Source organism: Nonlabens spongiae (genome assembly GCF_002117125.1).
In the GTDB taxonomy this organism is placed as follows: domain Bacteria; phylum Bacteroidota; class Bacteroidia; order Flavobacteriales; family Flavobacteriaceae; genus Nonlabens; species Nonlabens spongiae.
Window position 1 is genome coordinate 3282462 of sequence record NZ_CP019344.1, and the last position, 21478, is coordinate 3303939.

Genomic DNA, 21478 nt, shown 5'->3' on the forward strand with positions numbered 1-21478 from the left:
TAATGGCAAACAATAATCCAGATCAAAACAAGATCAACATAGAGGTTGATGAAAAAACGGCAGAGGGACAATACAGCAACCTAGCTATTATCAACCATTCAGTTTCGGAATTTGTTGTTGATTTTGTGAACATCATGCCTGGAAATCCCAAGTCAAAGGTGAAGTCCAGAATAATTCTGACTCCGCAACACGCTAAGCGACTTGCTAAAGCATTGAGCGATAACGTGAGGAAGTTTGAGAATGCTCATGGTGAGATCAAGGATTATGATCAACCGCCCATTCCTTTAAATTTTGGCCCTACGGGTCAAGCATAAAACAAAACCCGGCTCGTGAGAGTCGGGTTTTTTGTTTAGTGCTATCTGTCACTCTGAACCCGACGATGGGAGGGATTCAGAATCTCTAACTATAAGTCTCGATACATTTATCTCCCTACGTCCCAATCAAGTAGATGCTGAATCGCGTTCCACTTGTCCAGCATGACAGATAGATAGTAAGTTTTGTTTAGATGAACGCATCTCCAGGTCTTATAACGCGAAAAAGTTTGAGGGCTGAGGCACTCGATGCTCATTATTGTTAGGGAGGAAAATTCAAATCGTTCTCGGCTGCGCTCGACCTAACAACTAATTTAAATGTAATATTCCCTATTTTCCCAATATGAAAAAGGTGTGGTGTGTATTGGTTTATCTCGCTTTCGCGAAAGCGTTACTAGCACAGCAAGATCTTCAATACACACATTATAGGTACAATCCGACCCTGATCAATCCAGCCTACGCGGGATCAAGGGAAGCGGCAACAATCACGGGAATGTACCGAGCGCAATGGGTAGGGCTGGACGGTGCGCCGGTCACTCAGGTTCTCACAGCGCACTCACCGGTGGGAGAAAGTGGAGTAGGACTGGGGCTGAGCTTATTTCAAGATCAGATAGGACCCGCCAGAGAAACTTTTGTGGGAGTAGATGGAAGTTATGCTTTGGATTTTGAGAATGGAAACAAGCTTTACTTCGGACTAAAAGCTGGATTTCAATTATTAGATGTAGACTTCAATCGAGCCAATATTTTTGACCGGACTGATCCGGAATTGTTGCAAAATGTCGATAATGAATTCGCTCCCATAGTAGGAGTAGGGCTTTTTTATCAGAGTGATCGATGGTATGCCGGCCTGAGCACACCAAATATGTTTCAAAATGAACATTTCGACGAAGACTCAGATCTAAACGACCGCTTTATTGCTCGAGAATCCATTCACTTTTATGCAACCGGTGGCTATGTTTTTGACATCAATAATGCGATCGAATTGATGCCGGCAACGATCTTAAAATACGTTGAGGAAGCTCCGCTACAAATAGACCTCACGTCAAACGTGCGATTCTATGAGCGCTTTACGCTGGGCGTTGCCTACCGGTGGGATGCTGCGGTGAGTGGATTGGCTGCGTTTCAAATCAACAATAACTTTCTGGTAGGTTTTGCGTATGATCGTGAAGTGACTGATCTGGGCAATACGCAGTTCAATAGCGGTAGTTATGAAGTGTTTTTACGTTATGAGATTTTTAGTAACCCGAGGGTGATGAACTCGCCGAGGTTTTTTTGAATCGAAAAGTCGGTAAATTGTATGTATCCTTGTCTTAACAGAATCATTTTGTAAGAAATATATTACTTGGATAAATTTAAATTTAACATATTTTTCAAAAATATGTTTTCTAGGTAGTTTTGTTCCTCAAATTTAAGTCATGAGAAAAAGAGTCAATCGACCATCGAAATCATTACAAAAAGGGGCGATATTCCGTTCAGAACTTCCTGGAGTGTCAGGTGATCACGTCTGTTTTTTGTTACAAGATGTTGAAGATACCTCAATTGTAGATTGCTTACCTGTTTGCAACTTGACGAGTAATCCAGGTAATCAATTCGATTTTGTGTTGGAAGTGAGTATGTTTCACCTACCAGATAGGTGGTTCGATGTTAAAAAGAGAGCATCTTATGTAGTAAGTAATCTAAATGATTGTATAAATGAGTGGGTACTAAAAAGAGTAAATATTTTGGGCAATCTAGTTCAATACCAGCCAACTCTTTGGAGTTATATTTGCTATAGTATAAGGAATAACCACATTTCTGATAAATTTAATTCAATTTGCGATTGTTAATAAGCAAATTTATTGATGATGTAAGTAGATTCATTAGAAAGTAATTCTACCAGCTGTTACTTTTGCTTGTTACAGGAAGATTTATTGTGTTTCCTTTATGATTTAATTTTTTCTAATTTATTTGCCGCTGGCGCCGAGTTGCACTCGGTGACCACGCAACCTTGATAATCCTACCTTAAAGTAAACAATTTAGTCACTATCCTCCCCATCTTACCACCTAAATCAACCGCCAGTATCTCCTTCTCCTCAACAACATCCAATTCGAATGGCGGCTCAGTAAGAACCACACCGCTATTCCTCTTCAATCGCGTTCCTTGACCTGAGATGATGTCTAGATTCGGGACGAATTCACCATTAGGTAAATGTTCAGTCAGTATAAGATACTTGTAGGTTTTGAGTTTAGCTACAATGGCTGAGATCTCAGCATTCGATAAATGCTGCAGGACTTGGCGTAAGAATACGCAATCGGCTGGGGGAAGGGGAACTGTTGCGATATCGAGGCACTTAAATTGTAACTTGGGGTGGTGAAAGTTGGATCTGTTATGATTAATCAAATCTTGAACAATATCAACCGCTGTATAACTGAAAACCTGATCAAGAAAATGTCTGCCCACATTGAAATCGCCGCAACCCAAATCGCAAACGGACAATTTGTTTTCAAAAGAATTCAAAAATTCTTTAACCACTTGGATATACGGCGCAATTATTTCATGATCGTGAGAACCTTCTCCAGAATAGAATGCGTCACCGTTCTTACCCCATAGACCTAATTTATAGATCTGGTCCATTGCGGCTTTGGTGGGCCATGGTTTTTTGGTTTTCATGATCTTACATTGAAAAGTTGAAGTTAATTTTACAAGTCGGTTCGAACAGATTAAATTAAATTTGAATAAACGACTCTCCCATGAAAATTTCAAAAATCAGAAAAAAACTTCGTGATTATGTAGAAATAGGGGATGAAGAATTTTTGAATGTATTGATGGAAACAGCTAGCGTTTACATTGAACAAAAAAAGCTGGATCAATCTATAGCTGAGGGAGAACAGGATATCGCAAAGGGTAATTTACACTCCCAGTCTGAGGTTCAGAAAATGATTGAAGCTTGGACAGAAAATTAAAACCCGTCAAGTGGACTTCTAGGTCACTCAAGGATTTGAAAAGTATCACGGAGTTTTATATTGAATTATATAGCTCTTCAAAGACTAGGGAGATCATCACTAATATTAGGAAAAGCACCGAGGTTTTAGAGCGTGAAAATCCTGAAAGTTCCGAGATTGGCTCAGTCGATACTGCTTTTAATCATCCAAAATTTGAATATCGCAAATTGACCAACCATTACTGTAAAATCACCTATCGAATAGGTAAAGATGACATATATATAGTGCGTGTTTTTGACCTTAGGCAAAACCCTAAAAAGAATTTGTAACTAGTTTTACCCTAGGCCTTCCTCTCAGACAAGCGCTCAAACTCACTCACAAAATGAAATTTGATACCGGGATATTTCTGCTGGGTCATTTGGAGTGAAAAAGCCGAGTCGGCAAAAAAGACCAGTTGGCCTCTTTTGTCCTTAGCAAGAAATTTTGCCTTGACGCGTTTGAAATCGTTGAATTCTTCACTTTCCCAGTCCGCTGTATCCACCCAGCAGGCTTTGTGAACATTCAAGTTTTCGTAAGAACATTTTGCCGAGTATTCATGCTCTAGTCTGTACTGGATTACCTCAAACTGCAGCGCACCTACAGTTCCTATAACCTTACGGCCATTGAGTTCCAGCGTAAACAACTGTGCGACTCCCTCATCCATCAGCTGGTCGATACCCTTGGCGAGCTGCTTGGATTTCATCGGGTCAGCATTGTTGATGTATCTAAAGTGCTCTGGAGAGAAGGATGGAATTCCTTTGTAATGCAATTCTTCTCCAGAGGTAAGTGTATCGCCTATTTTGAAATTACCGGTATCGTGAAGTCCCACGATGTCACCAGGATAGGAAACATCAACAATTTCTTTTTTCTCAGCAAAAAAGGCGTTGGGGCTGGAGAACTTCAGGTTTTTACCTAAGCGAACATGCTTGTAGGCCGTATTACGCTCAAATTTCCCGCTCACGATCTTAACGAATGCCAATCGATCACGGTGTTTAGGATCCATATTTGCATGGATCTTAAAAACAAAACCGCTGAAATCGTCTTCAAGAGGTTTTACTTCACGCTCTTCGGCATTTTTGGGACGTGGTGGTGGAGCTATTTCAATAAAGCCGTCGAGTAATTCTTTAACTCCAAAATTGTGCAATGCACTCCCGAAAAATACCGGTTGTAGATTCCCAGCTAGATATTCCTCTCTGTCAAAGTCTGGATAAATTCCCTGCACCAGTTCAAGTTCTTCTCTCAACTGATCTGCCGATGTATCGCCTAAAAGCTGATTTAATTTAGGATCGCTTAAATCTGAGATTTTAACCGTGTTATGAATATCTTTTGAGGTTTCGCCAGTGAAAAGATTAACATTCTTCTGGTGAAGGTTGTAAATTCCTTTCAAATCATAACCCATTCCTATGGGGAAGCTTAGTGGAGTAACGTGCAAACCTAGCTTTTGCTCAATCTCATCCAGCAGATCAAAAGCATCTTTACCCTCACGATCCATTTTGTTAATGAATACAATCATGGGAATCTGTCGCATACGACACACTTCAACCAGCTTTTCTGTTTGCTCCTCCACACCTTTTGCCACATCTACAACGACTATCACGCTGTCCACGGCAGTAAGCGTCCTAAAAGTATCTTCAGCAAAGTCCTTGTGGCCCGGTGTATCGAGAATATTGATTTTTGTGCCATCATACTCAAACGCAAGTACTGAAGTAGCTACAGAAATTCCTCTCTGTCGCTCAATCTCCATAAAGTCACTCGCCGCACCTTTCTTTATCTTGTTGGACTTTACCGCACCCGCCTCTTGAATAGCGCCTCCGTAAAGAAGTAACTTCTCTGTAAGTGTGGTTTTACCAGCGTCTGGGTGAGAAACAATACCAAAGGTTCTACGTCGCGCGACTTCGTCTTTAAACTTCATGTGATCAATGTAAAGGGCTGCAAAAATACGAGGTTAGTTCATGTGCATCAATGATTTTAAGGGGTCTTTTATTTACTGCGATAACAGCGAGAAAAATTCAAAATAGACCTGTGATTTTTGATGAATCCGCAGTTGAAATCAAGCTACAGGGCTTTCTGGTAATAAGTTTGTTATTTTAATCTCTCATAAGCTCCCAAAATTGCAGCAACAATTATATTCGTAGCTTACTTAAAACAGAAGTCGCATTATGGTAACGCTTAAAGATTTAGCCACTACGCTAGGTGTTTCAGTTTCTACGGTGTCTAAAGCGCTGAAAGACAGTCCGGAAATTAGTGAGGAAACCATAAAGCGGGTAAAGAATATTGCTAAAGAACTCAATTACAGACCCAACACACTAGCCCTAAGCCTCAAAAATCGCAAAACGATGACTATAGGGGTTTTGATACCAGACATATTAAACAAATTTTTCTCAAAAATTCTTTATGGCCTTGAACTGGAGGCTCAAAAATCGGGTTATCAGATCATCACTTGTTTAACAAATGAATCACTTGAACGGGAGAAAAAAGCGCTGGATCTACTCTCAAATGGTAGCGTTGATGGTTTTATACTATCATGCGCCAGAGAAACTCAAACTGAAAACAGCATCGACCATTTTAAAAATATTATAGACCAGGGGACACCCATCGTTATGTTTGACCGTGTGGCAAATGATGTAGATTGTGATAAGGTCATTATGGATGATTATAAAGCCGCTTACCAAGCTACTAAAAAACTGATTAGTGAAGGGCGTGAGAACATTGTGCTTTTTGACCGATTAGAGGGTTTGAGTGTAGGTAAACTACGCATTTTGGGCTATCGTAAAGCGATTGAACAGTCTACTGAGTATCAAAGTCAGCCTAAAATCCATAGCACTACAGATGATCAAGGATCAACTACAGAATATCTTACAAAAATGCTTAAAGATGACCCCAGCATAGATGGTTTGCTCTGTATAGACAATATTGCAGGTGTTAAGGCAGTAGGTGCTGCTCAGCGATTAGGCAAGAATATTCCTCAAGATCTTTCTGTAATCGGTTTTGCATCAGACGATATTTATGACTTGTGTTATCCTAAGCTTACCACGGTAGCCCAGCGCGCCAGCCAGATTGGCCAGCAGTCCGTAAAAATGCTCATCGATAGGATTGAAAATAATAACGAAGTCAAACATTCTACCACGGCTACGGTGAACTTCGGGCTGGATTTGAGGGGAACAACTTTGTAGGTTTGTAAACACGAAATTTTGTGAATTGAATTCAATTGTGAGCTACATAGTTTTATTTTCTTAGCTCTTAGCTCTTAGCTCTTGGCTCTTGGCTCTTGGCTCTTGGCTCTTGGCTCTTGGCTTACGGCACAAATTTCTATATTTAGTAACTTATTCAAATTTACTGACGAGGTAATGATGATTGTTCCGCTTTCGCGAAAGCGTAATACCATTCAACAACACAGATTAAAAAGAACCCCAGGCAGTACATCACGAGATCCCATAAAGAGAAACTTGTCCCCAGAACAACAAGTGCAAATTTATATTGATCTAGGTTTAACCGATAAACCAACTCGAAAAACTGAGCAATTTCTACACAGAAGCTTATAAACAATGCCAGCGATGCAACTGGTAATGGCTTCCCATTACTCACTCCCATTATAAATGTGTAAACTAAAATCGTAGCAAGTACATCGCCTAAAAAGGGTCTGATTACAGCATCATTTACATATAACGCGATTACCACTTCAGTTACAAATATCACTAGTGTGGCTACTAAATAGTAGTATCTAGGAAATCTCTTAGACATGGAAGAATTTTTTAGAGAGGTAAAGAGATGCAAGATAGATCCCGCTGAGTCCCAGCATCGCAAGCCATATACGTTTGTTGATGTAGTTGTATTGAAACAAATCAAGTATGTCGTAAAGCAAGCCTCGAGGATTAAAAACTACATCCCATGAATTCCAGCGGAGCACTCGACCCAGATAAACACCTATAGCGTTTAATATGGAGCAGCTTATGAAAAATAATAACTGGGTGACTATCGTCTTGTCTGGGAACAGGGTTTTATAAATAAGAAGAACGCTCGCGCTGCCTAGGATAAGCGCACTTAAGCTAAAACTTGATAATATCAATGCGTCAAAATAGAATTGAAAGGCAGTCACGTATCGCAAATGAATAAAATCTGTGATGATATAAAAGGAGTTAGGCAAAAACAATAGCCATAGACAACTTGCTCCATAAACTACAGCAGACTTAATATGTGTAGACCATCTAGGGTTGTTTTGAGATTTGAAACGGTTAATCCAAAACGCTATATAAAAGGGTATGCCAGCTAGAAAAAGATTCCAGACTAAAAATGAATACCGTAACGATTCCATTAACATTATTCTGAAAAACAACATCGTGAGTGATAAAGTAATAAGGCAGATTAACAGCTTATTAGATTTTGATATTTTCATGATTTAATCGAGTAAAGAAATAAGATATATAGCGAAAAGGGGAAATGACAGTAGATAGAAACACAAAAGCCACTCGCTAATGTTCTCTGGTTCAACGATACAGCTGAAAATTACAATTGCAGCTAGTAAGACATTTACCACAATGCAGATCAGCCCAAAAAGCAGAGCAATGTAGAAAAAAACATCTGCTGCGAGGCGCATTCCTATGATCAGAATAACCGAGCCTGAGATCAGTAAAAGTAGATTTGCAATGCAGACTCTTGTTATTTTAGAAAGATGGGAGGGAAGGCTATTGATCATCTTTATTATTCTGAGCGTTAATACTAGCAGCCACACCATTGTACTCTTGCCAATTGCGATCTTGGTATTCAGCCAAATCAAATTCAGAAATATATCTAGACCTTCTAAATTCATTCACCTCTGGTAGAAGATCGTATTGCTGGAGCTCTGCAGCATTTTGAGGCAATAGGTTAGAAAACTGATGATAATCTATAAACTCATTTTCAATATTGTACTTGGTAACTACAGAAGACCAATTGATAAAGGAGAACAAAAGAAGACTCGTGAAACCAATGGTCGCATTGCGCCGCAACAAATACACAAAATTGAGTTTACGACTGATCTTAAGATAGGTAGTAAATAACCCGATAACGCATAGGCTCAGATACATTAAGACTCCTATTCTCTTAAGGCTCAATCCATACTGGTCTATGTAAATATAGGTCTTGAACAATACAGAAAGGGTAAGTAGTACATTCAGACCTATCCATAAATAACTGAGGTTTTTAAGTGTCGTATTTTTTTCTACAAAATTCAAATCACCTCTGAAGAAAATTAAAATCAAAACTATGGCAAGAACGATACTGGCAATGCTTGCGTAAACACCTGCGTGCACAGCATCAGAAAGTACTGAGGCTGGATACTCCTGAATATTTGAAACAAATACAAATTCTGATATCAGAAATACCACAAGTAATACATTTAGCGCAATTAGAGAAACCGTTCCCGTTTGAATCTCGTTTTTGATGCTACTAAGCCTATTTGAAATAGAGGTAGATGGTTTCAAACTATTTTCTGTGCTGAGATCTTTCTCCACCCACTCCTTGATGGTTGCCGTGCGTGAGATATTTGCCGTGATCCATGACCCAAGTATAGCCGTAAAAAACCATAGATAGTCGATTACTCCTAGATCAATAGCATCAACCCAATTACTAAAAATAGGATTGATCTGATAGTAAACAAAGATGAATATGACCGATAGCCCTAAAGGAATCAAACTGATCCTGGCAAGTTGTGAGTAGTCTCGATTTTCTCCAGATTCCTGTGGTGTTTTCTCATCTGGATAGAAAACCCCATGAAAGGAACCGAAAACCGTGGTATAAACCCCATTAAAAAAAGCGAGATAACTGCTTACCTGAGATTGCGCTACGCATCCTATGAATAAAAATGAACTGAAGAAATAAAAGGCGACAGCCATATTGGATCCATGTAAAGTTACCGCTGCAGCAGATAACAGCATACCTATTCCAGACCACAATATGGACCACTTCTCTTGAATACGTTTGACGTTTTGGAATAAAATCAGAATAAAGAAGATGGAGAGTAGAAGACAGTTAAGACCCAGACGTTGGTCATAAAATAAAGTGGCAAATGAAATGCCTCCGATTATTGCGATGATTTTAGTTTTCATAATTCAGATTTAAAAGTTTATGGGTGAATATTTGATTTTGAATACGTAAGGAGTCCATAGGCTCTTGAAGGAGTTCTAAGTAATTCAAGTGATGAATAGGCCGGCTTCTCTGACCCAGATACTGGCAGTCCATCAAGTAGCGGAATTTATCTGGATATAGGAGCAATCCTGCAGCCATCGCACTATAAAGTGGAAAACTGCGCTTGCCATTTCCATGAAGCCAAAACTGCATACCTATTTCTTCAAGGGAGGAGGTATTGTATCCGGTTAAAACGTGAAATGCATCATGAGTTTCAGCATGGTCTTGTAATTCTAGATCATGCTTTAATAAGAAACAACCTATGTGGAAACCTAATGAGTCTGTAGAATGATCAAGCAAATCACTGGATCTAAGCTTCCAGCTAGAGCGTAAATGAAAGGGTTTATAAACTGTACTGACAATGTGAAACCCTATTTGAATCAAACAATGCCTTACATAATTTAAAGTACTTTGTATTTCAAAGTAAATGAATAAATTTTTTTGACTCATGTCAGTCATTTTTAGAAATGATTTTTTCAAGGGCAGTAATATGTTCTTGAAAGGCGTTTTTTCCTTCATCTGTTGCGATGTACTTAGTATTTGGTTTCCGGTTGATGAAAGTTTTTTCCACTCTAATGAAATTTTCTTTTTCCAAAGCTTTTGAATGACTGGCTAAGTTCCCGTCAGTCACATCAAGCAGTTCCTTGAGCGATTTAAAATCGGCATGATCGTTCACCACGAGTATGGACATGATGCCCAATCTTATGCGATGGTCAAAAGCTTTATTTAATTTACTGATTAAGCTCATGTAAGATTATACTGATTTTGAATTCCAATTCCGATAGCCATCGGAAAGAAGTTCCAAATTGAAAAATTCACCTTTAAATTTTATAGGCACAATAAAAATCAAGAATTTTTAACTCCTATCATACTTATAATGCATAACTGCGCCATAGATAATGTGACATAAACCAAAACCTGCTGTCCAAAAATACAGACCGTAGCCTATGAACTGTGTGTTGATCAGGCCAAGGATGGCGCATGAAATTCCTAAATATTTTACCGTTCCCAGCGTGTACGGCGCCGCCTGAATACAAGCTAGGCCATAAAAAACCAGCATGGCTGGAGCTACAAGACCTATAAGCTCATATTGAAAAAGAGTAAGAGTAAACAACCCGCCTATGGACAAATGGATAATAAAATTCTTAATTAAACGAATGGATTGAGCGTTCCAAATACGTTGTTTAAGACGTGCTGCCTTTGATCGAGTCAATATAAACGCAGTTACAATAGACAATCCTAAAACTGCCCCAGCAACGAGTAAAATCTGAAGGGACGTGTTTTGTTCAAAAGGAGTTCTCAATAATCGTTCAAATGTACCGTAGCTTCTATCATAAGAGGCATTTTGTAATATAAAATAGCCGGCGATTCCGCCCAGCAGAGCATATGTCCCTGCCAGTACGCCACTCATGCCAGATAGAGAGATGAATCGGGTAGACTTGCTCATCAGATCTCTTATTTCTTGAATGTCTTGAAGATACTTTTGATTATCCATATTAAAGTACTTTGAAATACAAAGTAAATGTATTCGCTTTATTTTGACAAGGATTATTTTGATTATTTCGCTTTCGCGAAAGCGAGCTCTGCAAACCCATCACAACAAATCAAGTTCCCTTGCGTGTAAATACCAGGTATAAATAATAGTTTTTGAAAAACAGGTATTTTTTGTAAGACTCTTCTGTATCGTGTCATTCATCTTTGTACTGGACTTGTGAAAGAGGCTACAGCATTTATTTGATGTGCTGTACCATTTGTGGAGAGGTGTTTCTGGGGGATTGAACCACCACAATTGCTACTTTTGATCAGGTTTGAAAACCTCAAGTTGCTGAGATACATCTTGGGGTTTTTCATTTTTTTTCAAATCGCGTAATTTTAATTTTTTCTCATGGCTAACTCAAACCAAACTACCGTTAATTTTCAAACAATCTCACAATGGAACAATGAGCGTGGGTCTAAGACCTCACTCAAAAACATTTTGCAAAATGCAGGCAATCATTTTCAGTTTTCCTTTGGCGATGAATCTGTTGCTCAGGTTCATGTGTATTTGAGCTACGATTCAGATAGTCAAGACTTGAGTTTTCAGGTGATCCTAGCCGAACAGGATACTAAGGAGAATACTCAAGCAGTAGCAATTGCAAGTGCTGGTCAAGCTAAACAGCAATTACCTAAACCAGCAAATGAAGTAGGCAGTAATCCTCATTTTATAGATTATGCGACCGCATCGCAAAGAGTCGATGACTACATGAATGATGCTAAGCGTAACAAGTGGATTGATAACTTGTTTGATAATAATCTAGATGTGGTTCAAGCTTTTGTGGTAGATGCGACTGATTTTGAGCCAGGAGATGTTTATGACTGCTATTTAGGACTTAAAGACGCTAATAACTCCCAAGAAATTGATTTAATCATATACAATACCTCTGATTCTGTTCTTGTGGGTGTCAGGGATATGACGCGTCCTATACCTCCCTATAAACCTATAGGAGGTTTGAGTAGAGATAAATTTGGAGCACTGGATAACATTTAATATTCTTTCTTGATACTGGAATACCTAGCTGTTTATATCATACCTATTACACTCGTAATAGGTGTGTTCATGGGTATATCAAATTTCAGAAATAGGGCTGGATATACTATTGTTCTATATTTGGGTCTATGCCTTTTGATAGATATTGCCTCTAGGGTAGTGGGTCAGCTGCAGATTAACAATCTGATTTTATTTTCGTTTCTGAGCTTTTTTGAGATATTGATATTCTCTTATCTGTACTGGAGCAAATTGAAAAAATCTAGATGGCTGCAAATACTCACTGTGCTGGGGCTGACTTATCTCGTATATGAAGGGCTTACTCTTGATCAGTCCGATACTATCAATTATCAAACATATGCCAGAAATGTAAGTTCCCTGATTATAGTCTTGTTAGTTCTCAAATATATCTTCAGTGAACTTAAGGCTGGATCTACTCTTAAGGGTGAAACCTTGCACTTCATACTCTTATCTTATTATTCTCTAGAATTTATGCTTTTGATACCTTTCAACTTTTTGATCAATTCTAGTGTTACGGCAATAATGTATATATGGGACGCTAGGATTTTACTTAATTTTATCTTCTACGCTTACCTTACATTTTACCTATGGAGCAATGGAAAGACCCGGATATAATATTGTTATGGATCCTATTGGGACTAGGATTTTTGACGATGTTGCTGGTCTTTATAATAGTCTTAACCCGTCTGATCATACGCAATGCGGTAGCTGCAAAGACTAAAGAAAATCAATTAAAATTGGCTAATCAGCAACAACTCATACAAGCATCCATCACTGCCCAAGAAAAGGAGCGAGGGCGACTGGCCGCTGACATACATGATGGTCTCATCAGCAAGCTGAATGGCCTTAAGTTACAAGCTGAGATTCAATACGCAGACACCGCCGTAGGTATAGTAGAGGGTCTTGACAGGTGCATAATGACAGCTAGACGCATCTCTCACGATTTGAGCCCACCATTGATAGAACATTCTTCCATGGAAGACGTGATTGAAGAAGTAATAGAGCCTTATCGATCTTCCCTAGCGATTACTACGAGAATAGGAATGTTGAAAAACATTGACTACTCCTCAGAAAAGAAGATTCAAGTGATGAGAATCATGGAGGAAGTAACGATGAATGTTCACAAACATGCAAATGCGTCAGAGCTTTATGTGCGATGGAGAGGCAATCCTACACACAGTCTACTTTATGTAAAGGATGATGGTGATGGCTTTGCAATGGATGAATCAAAAACTGGATTGGGTCTTCAAAATCTGGAATCAAGAACTCAATTTCTGAACGGCCTGATTAAGATACATAGTACCCTTAATCATGGAACATCGATCCTTTTATGTTTTCCAAACAATTAACTATGAATAATCTGACCATAAAACTAGGAATTGTAGATGATGAGACACTTATAGTTTCATTGCTGTCATCATATTTTGAAAAGCTGAATGATTTCAATGTTGTCCTCACGGCAGAGAGTGGTGAGCACCTGCTATCTCAACTAGAATCAGGACAAGAAAAGCCTGAAATTCTCTTGCTTGACATCAATATGGGAGGAATGAGTGGCATAGAGACTCTCAATCACTTGAGAAAAAAATATGATGACATACAGGTTATAGTGATGTCTTCCCATTATAAAAAGAATTTCACGGGATTCATGTTAAAAAACGGAGTGGCGGCCTTCATCCCCAAAGGTATTTCCCCACAAGCCCTTTCAGATATCATAAGGCATGTAAAAAACCACGATTACTATTTTTTGCCGGAACAAATGGAGGTCGTGCGCAAACAAATTTCAAGTAGATCACCTGAACCTATTCTAGATACAAAGAAAAGCTTGAGTGAACGTGAGATTGACGTATTACAACTCATCTGCCAGCAAAAAACCTCACAAGAGATATCTGAAAAACTGCATGTCACAAAGAGTACCGTAGAGGGACATAAACGCAGCATATTTGCTAAAACCAATACTAAGAACATTGCCGGGCTGGTGATCTTTGCGGTTCAGAATGAAATAGTTGATATCAACAACCTCAACGTAGAATTTTGAACTTTCTCCCTAGAAAATATGTTTTTGATGTTTGGTGAGTTGGTAAATTTCTCGCTTTCGCGAAAGCAGAATAGTTCAAAGCTGTATCGTAAACTTTAAGGTTTTAATGTTAAGGGAAATACATCTTGAAATGGCTGTAAAGGTTTAGTCAAAAAGATTATGTCAACACTTATTTTCAATATAATTATATCTCCATAATCCTATTATTTCCAATAGATTACTATGTGTAAAGCGTTGATCCTAAATTTACTTTGACACCGGCAATTGAAGTAGGATATTAGCTAGTTATAAATACCTGTTTTTAAAAAACAGGTATTTTTTTTTGGTCTTCTAGCTGAGATTAACTCTAGTTTTAACCATGCAATTAAATGATGTACAACAAAGTCCTTCTTCGTAATCCAACCAATATGTTGAGGGGCTTTTTTTGTCATCATCAAATGTTTATACGTTCTAGATTCCAAATATTGAACTTTAATCAAAGTACGGCAGTCCTGTAATTACCAGTAAAGCTCAAGTCGACCAAAGAGTAAAGCTAACTACTAATCTATATACTATGTACACTTTAAACCTAACAAACAACTTTCCTGATACGATTACGATGTCGGGCAATGGAAGTATCAACAGCGGCGATTCAGGTTCAGTTGAAAAGCTAGGCAATTTATCAATTACAATTCCTGGGGTGGGAGAGGCTCGACTTTTTGATATGGGAGAGAAAAAACTTCCAGGTTATAGTTTTCCAAAAGAAACTTGGGGGTATTGCTTCGTTATCAAACCATTGAGACTTATTACCGCTATGAGGGTGGTGGAGAATTGACGTTGGTAATTGATCAATTTGGCTCCATAACCGTGAGCACAACAAATGGCAGTATGATAAATGTGAGCTTGCCTGAATTAACCATAGCAACATCAGATGGCTAAAAGTTTAGACATAGGCCTTATGATGCCTTATTCCTCTATTTATCCCATGGGGAAATTATTCAAAAATGGCTTGATTGAGATTTTGGATCACCATAAAGATGAAATAGACTATACGCTTCACCAAGAGTTTGTGGGACCTGCATCAATTGAGGAGGTGAATAAGGCAGATGATAAGCATGCATCGTACAACGATGTGGATATTGTCTCGGGAATCGTGAATTCGCGTACCGTTGCTGAAGCCTCAGCGTCGTTCAAAAAAGGCACCCAATATCATTTCGCAAATTTAGGCGAGCATTTATATGATCAAAAAAGGCTACCTGACCATGTAGCTATTGAAAGCCGTTCCATTTGGAAGGAGGTTTATGCGCTAACTAACTATGCTTACAACAGTATCTCTAAAAATGGAGCATATGCAGCATCCTTCTATGACACGGGATATGCCTATGCGCAAATGGTGGATGTTGCTCTTAAGGATAATGGGAAAAAGGATTTTCTGCCTGTCTTAGTGTCTCAAATCCCACCACCTGGACAGCCTTCAAATGTAGAAGAGGTTGTTGATCGTATTGAACGACTCATGCCTGATTGGATTTTTGCTGCTTTTTGTGGTAGTGAAGCAACTAGGTTTTTGAAAGCTTTCTACAAAAAGGGATTGCACAAAAAAATCAAGCTTTTAGGTCTCTCTTTCTTTTCTGAGAAGCTTCTCGAGCTGGACACAGATGAGGTTGCGGTTTTAAGTGTATTAGAAACTACCGAAGACTCACTCGATATCTCGGAATATAACAAAAACCACTTTTATAATCTGGGTAGAAATTCGGCAAGAAGTATTTTATTGCAAAATGGAATAGAAAGTCAAAACCAGAAAACTGGAATCGGTAAGTCCATATTCTCCTGTAAAATGAAAGATGCTGGTGGCCTTTATCTGGAAAAAGTGCAATCAGCTAAGCAAATCAAAATGAATAACAAGCACATTCAAGAAATTTTGAAACAGCCTGCTTCAGTCTGGCAAAATCCTTACATGTGCATCTAAAATTTTTCTTATTAACTAAATCTAAAAAATATTATTATGAATGATTTTCTTGGTCAAATTATTATGTTCGGTGGCAATTTTGCCATCAGGGATTACGCCATTTGCGGCGGTCAGTTGATGTCCATCAGTTCTAACAGCGCTTTATTTTCGCTTTTGGGCACCACCTTTGGAGGTGATGGTCGTACAACCTTCGGTCTACCTGATTTAAGAGGGCGTTCACCTATCGGTGTAGGTCATGGCCCTGGACTTCAAAATTATGTTTGGGGTGAAAGAGGTGGTCTTGAATATGTTACGTTGAATCAATTGGAAATGCCCATTCACACGCATCAAGTTTTCGGTTCAGGCTCTCAAAGTTCTAACTTAGAGCTAAGCACAGATGATGGGATACGCGATGTTCCAGTTGCAGGCGATGTTCCGGCAGTTGGTAATTACCCTGGAAGTTTAGGCCCTGAAAAAACAAAGAATTTTGGTCCAGCGACTAATGTTGTTGCCGGACAAGCCTTACCTGGGTTCAATCCTTCTAGTGTGCAGTTAGGTACAAGCGGTGGCAGTCAGAGTCATGAGAACCGTTCACCTTTCCTAGCGATTTACTTCTTGATTGCTTTAACAGGAGTTTATCCATCACGTAACTAAAAGTTTATTCAACAATGCGTTTAAGCCCTACTTAAGTTCAAATAGGGCTAATTGCTTATATTTATTACTCTATAATAAAAGCTTTTATTTTAGTTACCTAATCCCGCTTTCGCGAAAGCGGAATGTATAGGATACCGTCCTAATTTAACATATCGTTATCCATCGAAATATTCTTCAATGATTAAACAAAACAATATTTGAAAGTGTTAAAAAATTACTATGAAACAATTAATTACTTTTATTTCGGTAATAAGCATGCTTTTTGTAAGCGTAGATGCAAATTCACAAACCGTCTTTGACCTGAGTCCTGAAACAACTACCGATAATACGCCCACAAATGTTCAAGAAACGGTAGACGGCATTACCATGACAGTAAGTGCTATAACTACAAGTGGCCCTAATACTTTATTTATAGCATCGGCTCCATCTGGTTTTGGGACAGTTGGATTGGCAGTCCATAGCTCGGCTTCTCAGGCAAGTAGAGAGACGATAGTCAGTTTTAGTTCATCGGTAGATGTTGCTTCTATAAATGTAGCTTCGGGTGCATTAGGTAGTAGAACTTGGACTTTTACTCCTACTGGTGGCAGTAATTCTGCGGTGACAGAAACTAGAGCCTTTGACGGGAATCATCTAATCTCATTGAACTTTACAGGAATTACCGCGATCACAATTACTTCAAGTAGAGCTGGAGTTGATGCGGAACAGATTGGAGTTGATAAAGTGACCCTAGCGGCCCCTACCTGCAACCTGTCTGCCAGCATAACTTCACTGACCAATGTAAATTGTAATGGTGACAGCACAGGATCACTGACCGTAACGGCTTCCAGCGGCACGGCAAACTATAATTATTCATGGACTAGAAATGGCTCAAGTTATACTTCGGTTTCTGGTAGCTCTTCTAACTCAAATACAATTTCAAACCTTCCAGCAGGAGTCTATGAGGTTACTGTTGAAGACAGCAATGGATGCACAGATACAACAAGTGCTACGATAACACAGCCTACTGCCCTTTCTGCGACCATTACTTCCCAGTTCAACGTAACCTGCAACGGAGGCAATGACGGTAGGATTACCATTTCACCCAGCGGAGGTACAAGTCCCTATTCTTATGAATGGAATGATAGTCAGACTACGGCAACCGCTTCAGGCCTCGCAGCAGGCGTTTATTCTGTTACGGTAACTGATGCGCTAGGCTGTCAAACAACTGCAAATAATATTACTGTGACCGAACCTATGGCCTTGTCAGCTACAGCAAGCGGAACTAATCCTACGACACCAGGTGGCATAGATGGTACGGTAACTGCGTCTGTGACAGGAGGGACAGGGCCCTTTACCTATTTGTGGAACATAGGTGCCACCACCGAAACAATTACCGGACTGGCTGCCGGCACCTACACAGTGACCGTAAGAGACAGGAATAATTGCCTCGCAGCAGATTCCAGCGTGACATTGACTGATCCCAAAGAATTTTCAATCAACGACTCTTCAATAGCTGAAGGGAATTCAGGAACAAGTCCAATTACTTTTACGGTTAGTCTGAGCAGTCCAGCACCAGCTGGAGGAGCAACCGTAGATTATGCCACCAGCGATGATACTGCAACATCAGGATCTGATTATGTGCCTAGCAGTGGTACATTGAGCTTTTCAGTTGGAGAGACATCTAAAACTATTGATGTAAGCGCACTGGGAGATCTACGAGTTGAAGCAGATGAAACTTTCAATCTCACATTGAGTAATCCTACTGGGACAAACGTGAATATAGGTGATGCAACAGGAACAGGTACGATCACGAACAATGACTCCGCCACGGTAACCATCGCAGATGTCAATGTGAACGAGGGATCAAGGACGGCTACGGTGCGTCTGGTATTGAACAACGCCGTACAGGGCGGCCTCAGTGTAGGTGTAAGCACCTCAGATGCCACGGCAACCGCTGGCCAGGACTATACCGCCGTAACCAGTGCTTCAGAGACCTTTGCGGGAACCGCTGGAGAAGAGGAGACCCTTACCGTCTCGATAACAAACGATGCGATCGTCGAGAATGATGAAACCATAAGTGTCGCCATGAGCAACCTGGTGCCCACCAACTCCGGTATCGACCCTGCAAACATCAATATTACGGATACGGCAACCATTACCGTATTTGACAATGACACGGCCACGGTGACCATTGCAGACGTGAGCGGCAACGAGGATGATGGTGCCATTACCGTTACGGTAACGGTCGACAATGCGGTTGATGGTGGTTTCGACGTGAATGTCAATACTGCTGACGGTACGACCACCACAGCAAACAACGATTATTTTGCCGTGGTAAATCAAACCTTGAACTTTGCCGGCACTGCAGGAGAGAGCGAGACCTTTACCATTACCCCCATTGCAGATAGCAACATTGAGCAGAACGAGACCCTTACGGTAAGCATGTCAAGCCTGGTTCCGGTTACCGTATCCAGTTCTGACATCAACATCACCGATACAGCCACGGTGACCATTCTCAACGATGATTTCGTTAACGGCCTCCAAGTAGCTGCAATGGATACGGTCTACCTGATCGATTTTGACAACACGGTAGCTGGAGTAAACAATGGAGAATTTGAGGGCGGCGGCCTGAGTCCTAGTCCTGCATCTGGACAGCTGGACAGCAACGGTCTCAGGATTGAGGGTCTATCCGATGGGGATACCAGTTTTGGTGGCAGCCATGCCTCTGGAGACTTCACCCGAGGCGGCTCTACAGGTGGCGTCTCAACCGGTGGGCTCTATGCCTTTGACGTTTCCAACGGAGGAACTTCAGACATAGCACTTGGCGTACAGCCAGTTGGTAGCGACTTCACTCCGGGAGCGATCATACTGAAATTTGAGAACCGTACGGGAAGCACGATCACCGACCTGAACATCGCCTACGAGGTGTTGGTAAGAAACAATGAGGCGCGAGGAAACTCCATCACCTTTGAGACCGGTAGCGACTTCAACAACACCACGGCAGTAAACGGACTGGACTATGAGACTCCAGCCGCGACGGACGGAATCTTCAACACGAGCTGGAGACGAAGCCTCTTCCAGACCAATGTGAGCGTCAGCATCGCAGATGGTGCGGAGTACTACCTGAAGTGGAACAGCGACGATGCTACCGGAAGTGGTAACAGAGACGAGTTTGCGATCGATGACATCCAGATCGTTGCCAACTCGAACACTACCGCACCTGTAGTAACTGGAGACTTTGAAGACCTCTTCATCGATGGGACCTATTCCCTGCAGAACACGGTAAACGTGGAGGGAAGGTTGAACGTATCAGGCGGAAGCCTTGTGACCAACGACAACCTCACCATGAAGAGCATCAATTACTCGGGAACGATCAGGACGGCAATACTTGATCCGGTACTCAATGGCGGTAGCATCAACGGAAACGTGACCGTGGAGCAGTTCTACCCGGCAAACAGGGCGTTTAGGTTTGTGAATAGTCCAGTTTTAAATATAAGCTCAACAATTTTTGACAACTGGCAGGAGGGAGGCAGCAATACACCAGGTTTTGGAACACAGATTACTGGTGGGACCGCCAGTGATGGCTTTGACCAGAGTACCAGTAACAACCCCTCGGCATTTTTATATGATCCCACCGGGACCAGTGGTACTACGGGCTGGATAGCGATGGGAAGTACCCCCTCAGGTACATTTGTCCCCAACCAGACCCCTTTGCTGAGCTCGTTTGGGTTCAGGCTCTTGATACGTGGCGATCGTACGGTATCCCTGACCGACCAGAATGCACCGGCTACTTCAACGGTGCTCAGGTCCACCGGTTCACTCGTGACCGGAGACTATACGGTAGATGGAGATATGTTCTCCAGCCAGATAGCCTTCGGCGCCGACGGTAGCTTCTATCTGGCTCCAAACCCGTATCAGGCTCAAGTGGATCTTGCACAGGCACTCAATGGGACAAATAGTGAAGACATCAACCAGGGAACCTACTGGTTCTACCAGCCAGCCACACAAAACTATGTGGCCTACGACCTTGTTACGGGAGGAGTGCAGAATGGCGTGAGTCAATTTATCCAGCCGGGCCAGGCATTCTTCGTGCAGACTGACGAGGCGAGCGGTAGCACCGCAGGTTATGCTCCCAGTTTCACCTATACGGAGTTCATGAAAAGTACTGACGTCACCGCAACGGCGACCTATAGTCAGCCTGCGGGATCGTACACCATCAGAATGTTCACTCCAGAAACCATGGGTGGAGCCATCGCGACGGATATGGTCAGAGGTTTTATCAATCCAGGGTTCGCCAACGGCATCGACACGGGTGACGCGCTCAAGATCACCGGTGAGAGCGAGCAACTGGGAATCCTGAGCAACGGGACGCTGCTGAGCAACGAGCGCAGGGAGGCATTCATGGACGGTGAGGTCGTACCGCTACAGATCAGCCAGATGGATAACGGTAGCTATAGTTTTGAGCTGAACTTCCAGTTGCCAGATCACGAGGTGTATCTTGTGGACAATCACCTAAACACGAGGGTGCTGATCGATCAGAGCCAGATAACGAATTATTCTTTTGATGTGGACTTAAGCGATGCAGGTAGCTTTGCAGCCGATCGATTCCAGCTGGAGTTTGAAACGGTGACCTTGAGTAGTGGAGATCTCGCTTTCGCGAAAGCGGTACAGCTCTACCCAAATCCCGTGACTGGGGATGTGTTGAATATCTCAGGCCTACAGGCCGGAGATGTGGAACTCACCATCACAAACATGCTGGGACAACGCGTGACTCAATTGAAAAAATCTACAACAAATGGATCTGTTGAGGTTCTGGGGAACGATGCATTTGATGCGGGAGTTTACTTAATCACCATAGTGCAAAATGGACAAAGCACGACTAAGCGTTTTATCATCAAATAATCTAT

20 protein-coding genes are annotated in these 21478 nt (G+C 41.1%); 12 read left to right on the forward strand and 8 right to left on the reverse strand.

From position 1 onward, the window contains the following. Positions 1-2: 2 nt before the first annotated feature. Both BST97_RS15055 and BST97_RS15060 read left to right on the forward strand, forming a co-directional pair. Positions 3-314 (forward strand): DUF3467 domain-containing protein, encoded by a 312-nt coding sequence (locus BST97_RS15055; protein WP_085768005.1) that lies wholly within the window; start codon positions 3-5, stop codon positions 312-314. A 340-nt stretch (positions 315-654) separates the two neighbouring features. Then, positions 655-1587: a PorP/SprF family type IX secretion system membrane protein gene (locus BST97_RS15060; protein WP_085768006.1), complete on the forward strand. Its 933-nt coding sequence runs from the start codon at positions 655-657 to the stop codon at positions 1585-1587. Between the two features lie 720 nt (positions 1588-2307). Here the strand turns inward: BST97_RS15060 and BST97_RS15070 are convergent. Further along, positions 2308-2961: a class I SAM-dependent methyltransferase gene (locus BST97_RS15070; RefSeq protein ID WP_085768008.1), complete on the reverse strand. Its 654-nt coding sequence runs from the start codon at positions 2959-2961 to the stop codon at positions 2308-2310. Between the two features lie 80 nt (positions 2962-3041). Here BST97_RS15070 and BST97_RS15075 point away from each other — a divergent pair, with 80 nt between their 5' ends. After that, positions 3042-3254 (forward strand): hypothetical protein, encoded by a 213-nt coding sequence (locus BST97_RS15075; RefSeq protein WP_085768009.1) that lies wholly within the window; start codon positions 3042-3044, stop codon positions 3252-3254. Continuing rightward, positions 3239-3562: a type II toxin-antitoxin system RelE/ParE family toxin gene (locus BST97_RS15080; protein WP_085768010.1), complete on the forward strand. Its 324-nt coding sequence runs from the start codon at positions 3239-3241 to the stop codon at positions 3560-3562. Before BST97_RS15075 ends, BST97_RS15080 begins: the two co-directional genes overlap by 16 nt. Positions 3563-3573: 11 nt before the next feature. Here BST97_RS15080 and BST97_RS15085 read toward each other — a convergent pair whose 3' ends face one another. Beyond that, the gene (locus BST97_RS15085; protein WP_085768011.1) at positions 3574-5184 is read right to left on the reverse strand and encodes a peptide chain release factor 3; all 1611 of its coding nucleotides are present in this window, start codon (positions 5182-5184) and stop codon (positions 3574-3576) included. A 247-nt stretch (positions 5185-5431) separates the two neighbouring features. On the opposite strand from BST97_RS15085, the gene BST97_RS15090 reads away from it, so the two are divergent. Next, complete coding sequence (locus tag BST97_RS15090; protein ID WP_085768012.1) at positions 5432-6445, forward strand: LacI family DNA-binding transcriptional regulator; 1014 nt, start codon at positions 5432-5434, stop codon at positions 6443-6445. A 160-nt stretch (positions 6446-6605) separates the two neighbouring features. Here BST97_RS15090 and BST97_RS15095 read toward each other — a convergent pair whose 3' ends face one another. The 6 genes from BST97_RS15095 to BST97_RS15120 form a co-directional block, all read right to left on the reverse strand. Further along, complete coding sequence (locus BST97_RS15095; RefSeq protein ID WP_085768013.1) at positions 6606-7013, reverse strand: ribosomal maturation YjgA family protein; 408 nt, start codon at positions 7011-7013, stop codon at positions 6606-6608. Beyond that, positions 7006-7584 carry a DUF1361 domain-containing protein gene (locus BST97_RS15100; protein ID WP_169711573.1) on the reverse strand — a complete coding sequence of 193 codons (579 nt, stop codon included), beginning with the start codon at positions 7582-7584 and terminating at the stop codon, positions 7006-7008. The genes BST97_RS15095 and BST97_RS15100 overlap by 8 nt, the downstream gene beginning before the upstream one ends. A 370-nt stretch (positions 7585-7954) precedes the next feature. Beyond that, positions 7955-9355, reverse strand: a complete 1401-nt coding sequence (locus tag BST97_RS15105; RefSeq protein WP_085768015.1) for a DUF4153 domain-containing protein — start codon at positions 9353-9355, stop codon at positions 7955-7957. Continuing rightward, on the reverse strand, positions 9345-9884 hold the full coding sequence (locus tag BST97_RS15110; RefSeq protein ID WP_157111705.1) for a hypothetical protein: 540 nt from the start codon (positions 9882-9884) through the stop codon (positions 9345-9347). The genes BST97_RS15105 and BST97_RS15110 overlap by 11 nt, the downstream gene beginning before the upstream one ends. 1 nt (position 9885) lies before the next feature. Next, positions 9886-10182 carry a winged helix-turn-helix domain-containing protein gene (locus BST97_RS15115; protein WP_085768017.1) on the reverse strand — a complete coding sequence of 99 codons (297 nt, stop codon included), beginning with the start codon at positions 10180-10182 and terminating at the stop codon, positions 9886-9888. A gap of 108 nt (positions 10183-10290) precedes the next feature. Then, positions 10291-10929 carry a hypothetical protein gene (locus tag BST97_RS15120; protein ID WP_085768018.1) on the reverse strand — a complete coding sequence of 213 codons (639 nt, stop codon included), beginning with the start codon at positions 10927-10929 and terminating at the stop codon, positions 10291-10293. Between the two features lie 390 nt (positions 10930-11319). On the opposite strand from BST97_RS15120, the gene BST97_RS15125 reads away from it, so the two are divergent. The 7 genes from BST97_RS15125 (at position 11320) to BST97_RS15160 (ending at position 21473) form a co-directional block, all read left to right on the forward strand. Next, positions 11320-11961 carry a hypothetical protein gene (locus tag BST97_RS15125; protein WP_085768019.1) on the forward strand — a complete coding sequence of 214 codons (642 nt, stop codon included), beginning with the start codon at positions 11320-11322 and terminating at the stop codon, positions 11959-11961. Positions 11962-12566: 605 nt separating this feature from the next. After that, on the forward strand, positions 12567-13328 hold the full coding sequence (locus tag BST97_RS15135) for a sensor histidine kinase (protein ID WP_157111707.1): 762 nt from the start codon (positions 12567-12569) through the stop codon (positions 13326-13328). 2 nt (positions 13329-13330) lie between these two features. Continuing rightward, a complete protein-coding gene (locus BST97_RS15140; protein WP_085768022.1) occupies positions 13331-14014 on the forward strand; it encodes a response regulator transcription factor in 684 nt (227 codons plus the stop codon). Between the two features lie 553 nt (positions 14015-14567). Beyond that, positions 14568-14828 (forward strand): hypothetical protein, encoded by a 261-nt coding sequence (locus BST97_RS15145; RefSeq protein ID WP_157111709.1) that lies wholly within the window; start codon positions 14568-14570, stop codon positions 14826-14828. A gap of 96 nt (positions 14829-14924) precedes the next feature. Then, entirely contained in the window at positions 14925-15959 is a 1035-nt protein-coding gene (locus tag BST97_RS15150; RefSeq protein ID WP_085768024.1) for an ABC transporter substrate-binding protein, read from the forward strand. A gap of 36 nt (positions 15960-15995) precedes the next feature. Continuing rightward, positions 15996-16592 carry a phage tail protein gene (locus BST97_RS15155; RefSeq protein WP_085768025.1) on the forward strand — a complete coding sequence of 199 codons (597 nt, stop codon included), beginning with the start codon at positions 15996-15998 and terminating at the stop codon, positions 16590-16592. A 219-nt stretch (positions 16593-16811) separates the two neighbouring features. Further along, entirely contained in the window at positions 16812-21473 is a 4662-nt protein-coding gene (locus BST97_RS15160) for a Calx-beta domain-containing protein (protein WP_085768026.1), read from the forward strand. Positions 21474-21478: the final 5 nt, after the last annotated feature.